This window comes from Niallia endozanthoxylica (genome assembly GCF_008710145.1).
Classification (GTDB): Bacteria; Bacillota; Bacilli; order Bacillales; family Cytobacillaceae; genus Bacillus_BD; species Bacillus_BD endozanthoxylica.
Genome location: NZ_VYKL01000029.1, coordinates 1 through 11,598, shown reverse-complemented (window position 1 = coordinate 11,598; position 11,598 = coordinate 1). Strand labels below are relative to the sequence as shown.

Genomic DNA, 11,598 nt, shown 5'->3' with positions numbered 1-11,598 from the left:
CCTGCACAAAATTGAAGAGGGAGTCTTCTGTCGGGAAATGATAAAAGGAACTTCGAAAAATAGCTTAAAAGGTAAAACCTTCGACATCGGATATAATAAAGATTTATTTTTTATTTATTTTAATTATATTCCCTTTTTGGTATATGATACCAATATTTTTCGATTTAAAAATATAATTTTTCATTATTTACCAATTTGTGTCGGAACCTTTACTCAATTTAATAAATTTATTGTATATTAAGAAATATTAATTATGAATATATTTAGGAGTAAGGACCATTTTTCTATTTTCTTCATTTAAGTAACATTTTAAGAATTATTTTATGGAGTGGTATAAATTATGTTGAGCTATAGAATAAAGGAACTTCGTAAAAAAAGAGGGGATACTTTAAAGGTGTTAGCTCAAAAGATTAACTATGATTTCAGTAATTTATCTAAAATTGAAAGAGGTATACATGAACCTTCGTTACATTTATTGAAAAAAATTGCGACTGTTTACAAGGTAGATTTAAATTATTTTTTTGAGACCAATCAATATTCACCAGAAGAACAAGAATTTATGCGTCGTTTAGACCTTAATTCAAAGGATGTTAAAGACTATAGTCTTTTTTTAGATGGTAAAGAATTATCAGAATCAGAACTAGATCTAGCCGTCGAAATTATTAGAAAGTTGCGAGCTGCTATTAATCATGATTCATAGGTAACCTTTAAAATCTATCCCATCCAATATAGCACAACGTCCTTCCAATTTCTCTATTTTTCCATTTTTTAAGACGGGTTTTATAGAACAAACAAAAAGTATATCCTTATTAGTGAAAACAACGTCATAGTAAATCATTACCTTTCCAGTCCATGCCTTTTCAGTAATAGCTAGCAGTTTCTTTTTCGATTCTTTGTTTACAGGAAAATCAGCAATTGTTTTTCCAATTATAGAATTTGGAGATACCTTTAATAAATTGAGTATTTTTTGATCTACATTTGTAGTTACAAACGTATTATTTTTCTTTTTAACTTCAAATACCATTGTCTCGTACATCTTTTCATAATCTCTTATAAGATTGCTTAAAAGATGGATTAAGTTAATTTCTTTCATAATGCCTCACAATTTTGGTATTGAAAAAAGTATTTCAAATTTTTATTAAACCTAGCTATTATTATAGAAATAAAATTTATACGAATTACATTGGATTAATTTATTTTTTCTTAATTAAAACACGTTCAATTTCCAGAAGCAACTGGGTGGTCTAAATGCCAAAATGGCTTCTCCGCCGGATTAATCCAGATCAGATTCAAACAGTCTGGAAAGATATCTTATCTCATCTTAAGTTACCCCCTAGCGAAAATTTGATAAAATAGCTAAAAACACCTTTTTAACTATACCATAATTTTACATTTGCATTAACGATTAAATTGTATTTTTTTTGTAAATTTTTAAATGATTTGAAATTTCTATAAAATGAACATCCAAACTATTGTATTCATTAGTTTAGATATTGATGTTTAGTAATTTTAATCTGCATTAAGGTGCTAAAGTCAAAAGCTACGGTGTTAAGTCTTAAGGAAAAGGCCAAGCAAGACTTTGTTGTGTACATATTAAGAAAATGAAAACAATGGAATTCCTGAAGAAGTATCGACAGCTTAAGTTGTTATCAAAACTGATGGGGAATCATTAACATAGGATAATCCGGAGGCATCAACCCCGTAAATCCGTCTTCCTTGATACAGTAACATCCCTATTTAGTTTTCAAATTTAGGGTGAAATTGTTCTAAAATATCATAACTTATATAATATTAATTGAAAACGTAATCATGATTGCGGATTTCCGCAACACATTCCGAGCAATATCAATTATCTAAGGTTAACGTTTGATAGCCGTTTTCTAGGAATTGCGACGTAGCAATTAATGTTTAAACAGATTTTGTTACACTGTGTTTTTTTAATAAACGGGCCAGGGAATTGAATAAAACCTTTAAAGACGAAACAATTCTAATTTCCTAAAGCTGAAAAATTAAGCATTTAATCTTTGAATTTCGTAAATGTTGTACTAAAAAACAGGTATACTCTCTCAGTCTTGACAAGCTAAACACCTTGTTATCAAGGTCTATTTCATTATGTCTTTAAAAGCTGAGGAGACTCTGTCAAATTCCTCATTATTTTCAAGACCTATAAGTTCACCATCCCGGTCTAATTTTAATATATAGATATCAATGTAATCGGTAGTTCCTTCAAACAGTTCCTTTACAAAACTAACTGCAATATATTTTGTTTTCTCCATATTTATTGTTCCCATTACTTTAACTTCCTGTTTTAGATTAGACGTATCACAAATTGATAAGATTTCACCTATTTCAATCATATGTTAATTTCTCTCCTTCTTGGTTGATAATTACCTTAATAAGTTTATTTCTAATGTTGACAATTTAGATTTGAAAATTAAAAAATTATCATTAAATTCGGAGATCATTAAAGGAAGGTGAAAGACAAAGATGGAAATCATGAGTTGATCGAGCGGCTGCCTCTACATAGGATTGTTTTGGTTATTGTTCTAAAAATCGTATCCGTATCATTATCGGTTCTTTTTATCGTTTTGCGACAGAAGACTCCCATCTACTCATTGGGCTATAGCTTAATGAGTAGATGGGAGTCTTCTGTCGGTTGGCGATAGCCAAAACCTTCCTCCTATGGCATAACGAGAACCAATGTTCCTGATAAAAGGGGTGAAATACAGTCCTAGTCAACAAAGCCTTTAAGTTTCGCATCTTTCCGAATAAAAAGCAAATGGAACTGATTAATAAAACGATAGGCTGTTCTAGGTTTGTGTTTAACTTCTTTTTGGGAAAACAGAAAAACAAAGATGCTTATTAGTACATGGTTGAAGAAATGGTTCAAAACGGCCAGCTTTCAGCAAATAATTGGAAGGGTAAATGTCTAAATAAGCATGAAACAGTAAAAGCCATTCCGGAACTAAAAAAGCAATATACGGTACAACCTCAGTTTTCGTGATTTAGTTGAAATGATGGAGGAACGCGGACTATCTATTGCTCATACATCAATCATGCGCTTTTTTAGGAAAGCCTTGGCTTTTTCGCACGTTTCTAAGCCTCGTGTGATAACAGTAGATAAGAATCCAGCTTATTTCATCGCTTTATTAAAAAATGAATTCGCCCGATGTTTGGATTAAATTTCTTACGGACTACCAAACGAATGATTGTGGTGATAGAGGCTATGCACATGATCAAAAAAAGACAGACCCTTCAAAGGGAGAAGTCTGTCTAAAATCAAAAAGAATTCATCCATCAACTGTTTGGACTAGTTGCATAAGACCAGGAGTCACTAGAAATCTTTCGCTTTATTATGTTTTCTTCAAGAATTTGCACCAGAAACAGAATTTTTATAAAATTTGATATAATTGATTTCAAAAGAACTTTTCAAGGCTATATCATTATGTGGTTTATTTACAATTATCATCCCGTAAAATGACCGCAAAAAGGTTTGTGGATTTACGTAAACAATATTGTGGTGTTACTAGGAAAATAATAGGTTATAATAACATGAATAGTCCAAAAGTAATATTTAATGTTTAGTAGAATTCAAGGAGTGAAGGAATTGAACGGTAGTGATTCTGATAAAATAACAATGTCTCTATACAATATTGTAAATGAATATATTAGGCAAAATGAGTTAAGAGACATGGTCTTGCAATTTGTTAATTATCAATCAGAAAAAGGATTTCCTTTTGGGGAACTGCTTGTTTTACACTATCATATCTTTAGTGGAGCAGATACTGAAGAAATTTATGCTATCGCTGCTGCAGTGGAACTATTGATTCTCTCATTTGATATACTAGATGATTTTGAGGATGAAGATACTAAGGACAAACCTTGGTCTACAGAATCAAAATTAGCATTAAACGCAACAACAGCATTGCTATTTATAAGTATAAAAGTAATAAAAAATACAAGCTTTAAGAATAAGAATAAAATACTCGATATTCTAGAAGACCTTGCTCTTCAATCAATAAATGGACAGCATAAAGATCTTCTAAATATCTGTAAGACTGAATCGGAGTACATAGAGATGTCGATCGAGAAATCTGGTTCGTTAGTGGCTCTCGCGTGTTTAGCAGGTGCAGTCTTAGCAAGGAATGACTATCCAGTAGAGATTGATTCTTATTCAAAATATATTGGTTTGATCGGTCAGATAAATAACGATTTAATGGATATAAAAAATTGGAACGGGAAAAATGACTTATTACATAAAAAATATAGCCTTCCGATTATCTTTTTATTGAACTGTGGAGATAAAGAGATTCAATTCATCCATAATTATTACCAAAATAAAGTAAATAAAAGTGAAATTATAAAGAATCAAGAATTAATTAATCAAAAGCTTGTGGAGACAGGGGCAATTATTTATACGGAAGTAATTAAGACAATCTATCAAAACAAAACAATGAATGAAATACAGCAGCTTGATATTGAACAGCGTTATCTTGAGAAGTTATTAAAATATATCTTTTAATAGAAAAGGAGAGATAAGAATGCAAGATATTATACAGTTTCTAATCAACAATGCAGATGTGTTAGTGAAGGTAAAAGAAGGAACGGCAAGTTTAGTTGGAGTAAATGATGAAGAGTTAAAGGCTATTTTTGAAGTATTCTTTGGGGAGCGAATCTCACCAATGGCCTATTACTGGAGATAAAAAAGTTTAAAATAGGGATTTCCCCCTGTTTTTAGGAGATAACATGAAAAAGTTTATTATTAATAATACAATTTTGGGGCTTCCTATTCTACTTGCAGTTACGTTAACGATTTATTTTACAGTTATTATTTTGAGATTCCCATTAATTGGAATGGAGGTAAGAGAAGAAAGTGGTCAATGGATAGTAGCAAATATATATGAAAATGGATGGGCTTCGAGCCAACCAATAGTAGAAGGCGATATATTAAAGCTTGTTAATGACCAAAAACCAGAAAACCATTCTACTGTAAAATGGTTTAAAAGAGTAGAAATGGCAGATTCCATTACAATCTCGAATAAAAATGTAAATACCAAAATGTATACTACCTCTCATAGCTATATAAACTCTCAGTATTTATTTTATTTACTTTTACCATTTTTCTTTACTGTCATGACCATTTTATTAAGTATTTTCATATATAGAAAGAAGAAGAATGATAGTTCAGCAATTGTTCTAATTTATTTTTTGTTGTCCATAGGAGTTTGTTACTTAAGTGCATCTGTGTCTTCTCGGGGAGACATTATCGGGACCATTTCAAATATTATAACGTTATCATTCTCTTTAATTCTATTCGTCCATTTTTTAAAAAGTTATTTTTTAAGATACAATTTAGTCTTTATTGGGATGAAGTCACTGCGAATCTTATATACAATAAATCTTCTTTTTCTTTTCCTTATCTTTATTAGCCTATTCTTCGATAAATTATATAATTTTGGTAGAAATATACAATTACTTTTGTTCTTAATTCTAATTGTATATTTGTTTTTTCATTTGATTCAATTTTATATTAAGAGTAGAAATTCTGAAGGGAGAGGCGTTTTAAAAATCTTGGGGCTTACTTTATTTGTAGCATTTAGTCCCTTTTTATGTTTTTATGGGATCCCGAAAACCCTATTTGGAAAAGAATTGGCTTTAGCCGAAACTACAGCTGCTTTCTTAATCGTTATTCCAATCTCCTTCGTTTATTTACAATTAGTAGAGAAATTGTTTGATATAGAGTTTTTACTGAGTCGGATGCGATATTATGCTTTATTGTCTTTTCCTTTTACTCTTTTCACTATTTTAATACTAAAACTCATTCTAAATATCAAACTATTATCTAGTTTTACAATCATAACCTTTATTGTTTTATTTATTTTCACCATATTGTTTTTATATACGAAGGAATATTTGGATTATAAAATCAGTCATCATTTATTTTCACAAAAAAGTCATTTTGAATCGAGCTTATATAAGTTTTTCCAAAAGGCGAAGAATGAAACAAAGGTAAATAGCCTAATTCAGAATTTGATGAATGAAATAAGTGATGTGCTCATGGTGGAAGGAATTGAATATATTGAAGTGGAAGCAGATAGTGAGGGAGCAAACTGGTTTCTGAAAAATCGAAATAACTATTCTCCAGTTTTAGTTGATCACCTAGAGAAGGTTAACTGGGTTAAATATGGAATGGGGTCATTGATTGAATTCGTGGATGGATTTATCATCGTCATTGGAGGAGATTACCGGAATAAAAACATCATCTTTTGTGGGATGAAGAAATTTAAAACAAATTTAAATATACAAGAGAAAATATGGCTTGAAACATTAGCCTATATTTCGGGCATTCTTCTGGAGAACTTCCAATTAATTGAGGATCTTTTTCAGAAGATTGAAACCTACAAAAATCAAAAGAAGGAAACATCTAACAGTTATCCTTCGTGGCTTTCTAGATTATTATTTACGTTGTCTGAAAAGGAAAGATTAAATTTATCGATTGATTTGCACGATTCAGTTCTACAGGATTCCTTACAGATCCTTAGAGAAGTAGATAACATCGTAGTAAAAGTAACAGATCAGTCCATAAAAAATGATTTATATGAGCTTAAAGAAAGAATATTGGATAATATTCATTTAGTTAGAGAAACATGCAATGAGTTAAGGCCTCCTTTTTTAACCGAACGAGGATTTTTTGATTCTATTCAATATTTATTTGAACAAACCAAATTACGTTCTAATTTCATTTTACACACTAAACTGGAGTCAACTTTACAAATTGTAGAAAAAGAATATGAATTGATTCTATATCGTGTAGTACAGGAGTTATTAAATAATGCAATGAAACATTCTAAGGCCACTAATGTAAAGCTTTCTTTAACTGAATATAATCAAGTTTTAACTATAGTATATCAAGATGATGGGATTGGAATGGATATGACCCAATTAAAGGACTCCTTTAAGACAATCGGATTATCTGGTATTAAAGAAAGAGTTAGAAGTATAGGAGGAACGATTAAAATTTGTTCCGGCCCGGGAAAAGGAATGAATGTATTAATAGAAATAGCGACTGGAAGTGATGAAAATGATTAAGGTATTGATTGTAGATGATCATCCTGCAGTTGGTGAGGGGACAAAAGCAATTATTGAACAAGAGGATGATATACAAGCTAATGTAATTGTAGATAGTGAAAGAGTTCTAGAAGAAATAAAGAAAGAAAAATATGAAGTTTATTTAGTAGATTTATATATGCCAAAGTTAAATGGTATCGAATTAACCAAGGCTATATTACAAATTAATCCTGATGCAATTATCCTTATTTATACTGGATTTGACATACCAACACACTATAATTTATTAATTGAGGCAGGGGTTTCAGGATTTATAAGTAAGACTGATACAAAGGAACAACTAATTACAGCCATAAGATGTGCAATAAGAGAAGAAGCAGTAATTCCTCTACGACTATTAAGACAACTTAGAAGAGTAGATACAGGTCCTACAACCAATGAGGGAATACAGAATTTAGGAGCTATCTCCTTATCCAGTAAAGAACAACAAATTCTAGAACAAATTTCAAAAGGTTTAACAAATAAAGCTATTGCAATTAATCTGTCTATGAGTCAACGAACTATTGAGTATAATTTAACAAAAATTTTTTCTAAGCTTGGAGTTAGTTCAAGAACAGAAGCACTTATAAAAGCAAAAGAATTTGGTTTAATATCGCAATTAACAATTAAAAATGGATAAAATTAAAAAAATATTGAGAAAATTCACCTTTTATCTTGTTTACATGAACGTATTTAATAAGTGGTTAGGGTTTTACTTGGAGCCTCCGTTGGTTGACAGGTCTTAAAAGGCTGAAGCGAATGTTTCAGTTGGCCTACCAAGCCTTACATACCCACCCTCCGGTTAAGTCAAGTCCAAAGAAAGTGTTTCGAAAGTATCTTCTTTCTGAAGGGTGGGGGTTGAACTAGTAAAATAAGCAAATGGAATCAAATACAACTAAAGAAGAATTTAAGAAAATTTTAAAAATATTATAATCTTATTTAAAGTTTCAATTTAGTTGTTTAAATATTAGGGAAGTGCTGTTATGAAAATTAAGGTCAAAATATTTGATAAAGAAGGGCAGGATCTCGAAGTTGAAAATGAGATTCTTGGCCATATAACATTTGAATCTGAAGAAGCAATTGATTTTTTTATAAATGCAATTAGGAATAGTTTACCTTTGAATTTCCAATACAAAATAATATCGGAAATAGAACTATGAAAAGTCTGTATATTTATCAATTATTTTTCCTATAACAGTTCCATTAATAAGTCTGATAAACAGTATTGGAAGAGCAGAAGGAATAAATTTTAACATTTAATTAGCCAATTACAACAAGGGGTTATTCAGCGGACGTTAATGGTTGATTTTCATTTGATTTTTCTGGATTTAAATTAGTTGGTTTTAAAACATCCATTGGATTTAATGAGGTATCATCAGTAAACTCTATTAAAATGTATTTTTATTAGGTTCGCAGAAAAGGGTGCCATTCTGGAGTTTGAAGAAGTCTTGCTTTATCAGGTCATATTTTTGAAGATCTTTCCTAAAGATAATTGGATATTTAAGAAGATCGCTTTTTTCCTTTACTACATTTGTTCTAGTGCAACTCCATTTTTTACAATTGATAAATTGTGGGGAAACCATAATTGCCAAAAGGGGAGTATCTTTGAAAAGGATTTTGCTTATCTTCAACTATTCGTATAATCCATATTTTACGAATAGTAGAAAAGCGAATTAGATCTCTGTTATAATAAAAGAAAATATTTGGAGGTTTTTAGCCATTGAGTAAGAATATGGAACAGATTATTACTGACGTTTTAACTGAAAAATTATCTCCATTTTTAATCATCTTATTTGGTTCAACGGTTAAAGGAAACGTTCGTCAAAGTAGTGATATCGATATTGCTTTTCTTAGTGATGATAAAGTTTCAGACCAATATGAGATATTTTTGATTGCACAGGAATTGGCCTCCAAACTTCAAAGAGATGTAGATCTAATTGATCTAAGTCAGGCCAGCACAGTGTTCCAAGCTCAAGTGGTTAGTACTGGAAAAGTAATCTATTGCACTGATGAGCATAAAAGAGTTCAATTTGAGATGAAAACCTTAAAAATGTACACCAAATTAAACGAAGAACGCTCTCCGATACTAAAAAATATAGAGGAAAGTGGGACCATTTATGAAAAGTGATGTAATTCTCAATAAAATCAGCATTATTGAACGATGTCTTAAACGGATACATGAGGAATACGCTAATAACCCTGAACATTTGAAAAATTTTACTAAACAAGATTCGATTATATTAAATCTTCAACGAGCTTGTGAAGCTAGTATTGACCTAGCTATGCATATTGTTGCTGAGAAAAAATTAGGATTACCTCAAACTAGTCGTGATGCATTTACCTTATTGGAAACAGAAGGTATCATCCCCTCATCCCTTTCCAAAAAGATGCAAGCGATGGTTGGGTTTAGAAATATCGCTGTACATGATTATCAAGAAATCAATTTACTCATTTTACAAAAAATTATAGAAAGCCATTTAGTAGACTTTATGCAGTTCACTAAAACCATTCTTATATATTAAGAGAAAGATTCGTTAAGCGATCTAGTTTACGAAAAAATGCCGATCTGGGGTGAAAATAGATGATTGATTATTTAAAATTTGATGTCATGTTGATGGATGATATTATCGCGAATGTTGATTTAAAACCCAATGGGAGCGATAAACCATATGTTATCAACTATATTACGGGCTTTAATAAGCAATTTTCACCTAATCCAGAAGGCTATATTACTAAAGATGAGTTAGAAAGATGGTTGAAGTGGCGTGTGTTTCCCGAAACAAGAGTAAATGCAGATGAATTACTTGCTGCACTGGGCTTAAATAGCTACAATCGCTGGGCTATTGTCCGTAAAACACATGGTGTCATGGCTGATGATGAAATATGGTTACGTTTTAAGGGTGAAACATTAAAGCATCGTGATGTATGTTTGCGGAAATATCTTTATTATCCAGAGGAACAAAAATAATTAACCTCCCCCCTTCCATATGTCGGTTGGATTCAATCAATTAAATAACATAATTAAATTATGGTAAACTATTCGTAAAAATTGTATTATACGAATAGTTATTTCTGTTTGATTATGATTAATCATATAATTTATATAACCATCTCCTTCTCGTATTCAGCAGAAAAAATAATGAGGTGTCAAAATGGCCATAACCAAACAACATGAATATTACGAAAAACGTTTAGAAAAGTTAGTAAAAGAAATGCCCTTTTATGTTGTTAAATATGTGGATGATAAATGGGATATCCGTTCCCCTCTTACTTTATTTAACTATGTACGAGATTTTAAAGAATTTTTTATGTGGTTGATAGCTGAAGGTATTGTTGAATCTAAGAGTATTAAAGACATTCCTATAGAAGCTTTAGCAGGACTTTCACTTGATGACGCTAATAATTATTTTAAGTATCTTGCCCGTAAAAAGTACAAGGTTTCTGAAAAAGATGATGAAACGAAACAAATTGATTTGAAAACCGTCAATCGTCATAAATCCTCCCTTCGCTCTTTGTATAAGTATCTAACAGTGGAATCTGAGGTTCAAACAGGGAAACCTTATTTCGAAAGAAATGTCATGGCCAAGATACCGATCAAGAAAGTGAAGGAAACGTTTAACGAACGAGCTAAAAATATTACCGATAAAATCTTTATTGGTGATATGGATCTTGAATTTTTGGATTATTTGCAGCGTGAATATGAAGCTTCCCTCTCTCCTTCTCAAAAAAAATATTTTAAAAGAGATAAAGAAAGAGATTTTGCCATTGTCAGTCTTTTCTTGGGAACTGGGATCAGGGTGAATGAGCTTACTAATTTGCGTATAAAGGATATAGATTTTAGCTCTAAAGAAATTAGTGTTGTTCGAAAAGGCGGTAAGAAAGATACTGTATCGATAACCCCCTCTTCCCTCGAAGATTTAAATAAATACTTAGCAGTAAGAAAAGAAAAATATAAAGCTGGTGATGGGGAAAATGAATTTGTATTCGTCAAAACTTATAAAGGGTTATGCCAACCCTTAACTAACCGAGCAGTAGAAAATATTGTCTATAAATACTCGAAATCCTTCGATAAGCGGATGTCCCCTCATAAACTTAGACATACTTATGCCACCAATTTAGCCGAGCAAACAAATGGGGATATCCCTCTTATCATGAATCAGTTAGGGCATACACAATCGGATATTTCTCTACTTTATATTAATACCAGTCGGGAAAAACAACGAAGAGCTGCTGAATTGTTGGATCAAAGGAGGAAGAAAAAAAGAAATGAATAGATTTAACTTATTATTAAAGAAGTTTTCAAAATCAGTCAGTTGCTTGTTATATTTCAAAAGCAAAAAATTACCCGTAGAATAATATCTCTACGGGTAATTTTTTGCTAAACTGTCTCAACTCTTCAGTCATTTGTTACACTAATTCAGGTCTGCCGTGAGTCTAAGTCCCAATTTTATCATTTCCCGACAGAAGACTCCCTCTTCAATTTTGTGCAGG

At 31.1% G+C, this 11,598-nt stretch carries 14 protein-coding genes and 1 pseudogene; 13 read left to right on the top strand and 2 right to left on the bottom strand.

Annotation, left to right across the window (positions count from 1 at the left end; genetic code table 11):
• Nucleotides 1-343 precede the first annotated feature (343 nt).
• Nucleotides 344-700 (top strand): helix-turn-helix domain-containing protein, encoded by a 357-nt coding sequence (locus tag F4V44_RS18635; RefSeq protein WP_191090770.1) that lies wholly within the window; start codon nucleotides 344-346, stop codon nucleotides 698-700.
• Here F4V44_RS18635 and F4V44_RS18630 read toward each other — a convergent pair.
• Together F4V44_RS18630 and F4V44_RS18625 are read right to left on the bottom strand one after the other, a co-directional pair.
• Nucleotides 695-1,093, bottom strand: coding sequence for a hypothetical protein (locus F4V44_RS18630; protein WP_150441527.1), 399 nt, complete (start codon nucleotides 1,091-1,093; stop codon nucleotides 695-697). The two genes, F4V44_RS18635 and F4V44_RS18630, sit on opposite strands and share 6 nt — an antisense overlap.
• Nucleotides 1,094-2,102: 1,009 nt before the next feature.
• Nucleotides 2,103-2,357 (bottom strand): DUF1292 domain-containing protein, encoded by a 255-nt coding sequence (locus F4V44_RS18625; RefSeq protein WP_150441526.1) that lies wholly within the window; start codon nucleotides 2,355-2,357, stop codon nucleotides 2,103-2,105.
• Between the two features lie 422 nt (nucleotides 2,358-2,779).
• Here F4V44_RS18625 and F4V44_RS28430 point away from each other — a divergent pair, with 422 nt between their 5' ends.
• The 12 genes and pseudogenes from F4V44_RS28430 to xerS all read left to right on the top strand — a co-directional run bounded on the left by F4V44_RS28430 (nucleotide 2,780) and on the right by xerS (nucleotide 11,381).
• Nucleotides 2,780-2,866, top strand: a complete 87-nt coding sequence (locus F4V44_RS28430) for a helix-turn-helix domain-containing protein (protein WP_396897505.1) — start codon at nucleotides 2,780-2,782, stop codon at nucleotides 2,864-2,866.
• A 3-nt stretch (nucleotides 2,867-2,869) separates the two neighbouring features.
• Nucleotides 2,870-3,004 (top strand): hypothetical protein, encoded by a 135-nt coding sequence (locus F4V44_RS28185; RefSeq protein ID WP_263406669.1) that lies wholly within the window; start codon nucleotides 2,870-2,872, stop codon nucleotides 3,002-3,004.
• A pseudogene (locus tag F4V44_RS18615) lies at nucleotides 2,979-3,277 on the top strand (hypothetical protein); the annotation flags it as partial. The gene F4V44_RS28185 and the pseudogene F4V44_RS18615, both read left to right, overlap by 26 nt.
• A gap of 330 nt (nucleotides 3,278-3,607) precedes the next feature.
• Complete coding sequence (locus F4V44_RS18610) at nucleotides 3,608-4,522, top strand: polyprenyl synthetase family protein (RefSeq protein WP_191090768.1); 915 nt, start codon at nucleotides 3,608-3,610, stop codon at nucleotides 4,520-4,522.
• A gap of 19 nt (nucleotides 4,523-4,541) precedes the next feature.
• The gene (gene comX / locus F4V44_RS18605; RefSeq protein ID WP_150441524.1) at nucleotides 4,542-4,703 is read left to right on the top strand and encodes a competence pheromone ComX; all 162 of its coding nucleotides are present in this window, start codon (nucleotides 4,542-4,544) and stop codon (nucleotides 4,701-4,703) included.
• A 43-nt stretch (nucleotides 4,704-4,746) separates the two neighbouring features.
• Nucleotides 4,747-7,089, top strand: a complete 2,343-nt coding sequence (locus F4V44_RS18600; protein ID WP_150441523.1) for a sensor histidine kinase — start codon at nucleotides 4,747-4,749, stop codon at nucleotides 7,087-7,089.
• Nucleotides 7,082-7,747 carry a response regulator transcription factor gene (locus F4V44_RS18595; protein ID WP_150441522.1) on the top strand — a complete coding sequence of 222 codons (666 nt, stop codon included), beginning with the start codon at nucleotides 7,082-7,084 and terminating at the stop codon, nucleotides 7,745-7,747. Before F4V44_RS18600 ends, F4V44_RS18595 begins: the two co-directional genes overlap by 8 nt.
• Before the next feature lie 343 nt (nucleotides 7,748-8,090).
• Nucleotides 8,091-8,267, top strand: coding sequence for a hypothetical protein (locus F4V44_RS27510; protein WP_191090767.1), 177 nt, complete (start codon nucleotides 8,091-8,093; stop codon nucleotides 8,265-8,267).
• Nucleotides 8,268-8,839: 572 nt separating this feature from the next.
• Nucleotides 8,840-9,235 carry a type VII toxin-antitoxin system MntA family adenylyltransferase antitoxin gene (gene mntA / locus F4V44_RS18590; protein ID WP_191090769.1) on the top strand — a complete coding sequence of 132 codons (396 nt, stop codon included), beginning with the start codon at nucleotides 8,840-8,842 and terminating at the stop codon, nucleotides 9,233-9,235.
• On the top strand, nucleotides 9,225-9,629 hold the full coding sequence (gene hepT / locus F4V44_RS18585; protein WP_150441520.1) for a type VII toxin-antitoxin system HepT family RNase toxin: 405 nt from the start codon (nucleotides 9,225-9,227) through the stop codon (nucleotides 9,627-9,629). Before mntA ends, hepT begins: the two co-directional genes overlap by 11 nt.
• A gap of 59 nt (nucleotides 9,630-9,688) precedes the next feature.
• Complete coding sequence (locus tag F4V44_RS18580) at nucleotides 9,689-10,075, top strand: hypothetical protein (protein WP_150441519.1); 387 nt, start codon at nucleotides 9,689-9,691, stop codon at nucleotides 10,073-10,075.
• A gap of 184 nt (nucleotides 10,076-10,259) precedes the next feature.
• Complete coding sequence (xerS, locus tag F4V44_RS18575) at nucleotides 10,260-11,381, top strand: tyrosine recombinase XerS (RefSeq protein WP_150441518.1); 1,122 nt, start codon at nucleotides 10,260-10,262, stop codon at nucleotides 11,379-11,381.
• The last annotated feature ends 217 nt before the right edge of the window (nucleotides 11,382-11,598 follow it).

Excerpts from the sequence above, each read along its gene's own strand:
- mntA (WP_191090769.1), top strand. The coding sequence starts at position 8,840 with ATGGAACAGATTATTACTGACGTTTTAACTGAAAAATTATCTCCATTT.
- F4V44_RS18625 (WP_150441526.1), bottom strand. The coding sequence starts at position 2,357 with ATGATTGAAATAGGTGAAATCTTATCAATTTGTGATACGTCTAATCTA.
- F4V44_RS18630 (WP_150441527.1), bottom strand. The coding sequence starts at position 1,093 with ATGAAAGAAATTAACTTAATCCATCTTTTAAGCAATCTTATAAGAGAT.
- xerS (WP_150441518.1), top strand. The coding sequence starts at position 10,260 with ATGGCCATAACCAAACAACATGAATATTACGAAAAACGTTTAGAAAAG.
- hepT (WP_150441520.1), top strand. The coding sequence starts at position 9,225 with ATGAAAAGTGATGTAATTCTCAATAAAATCAGCATTATTGAACGATGT.
- F4V44_RS18595 (WP_150441522.1), top strand. The coding sequence starts at position 7,082 with ATGATTAAGGTATTGATTGTAGATGATCATCCTGCAGTTGGTGAGGGG.
- F4V44_RS28185 (WP_263406669.1), top strand. The coding sequence starts at position 2,870 with ATGGTTGAAGAAATGGTTCAAAACGGCCAGCTTTCAGCAAATAATTGG.
- comX (WP_150441524.1), top strand. The coding sequence starts at position 4,542 with ATGCAAGATATTATACAGTTTCTAATCAACAATGCAGATGTGTTAGTG.
- F4V44_RS18600 (WP_150441523.1), top strand. The coding sequence starts at position 4,747 with ATGAAAAAGTTTATTATTAATAATACAATTTTGGGGCTTCCTATTCTA.
- F4V44_RS27510 (WP_191090767.1), top strand. The coding sequence starts at position 8,091 with ATGAAAATTAAGGTCAAAATATTTGATAAAGAAGGGCAGGATCTCGAA.
- F4V44_RS18580 (WP_150441519.1), top strand. The coding sequence starts at position 9,689 with ATGATTGATTATTTAAAATTTGATGTCATGTTGATGGATGATATTATC.
- F4V44_RS28430 (WP_396897505.1), top strand. The coding sequence starts at position 2,780 with ATGGAACTGATTAATAAAACGATAGGCTGTTCTAGGTTTGTGTTTAAC.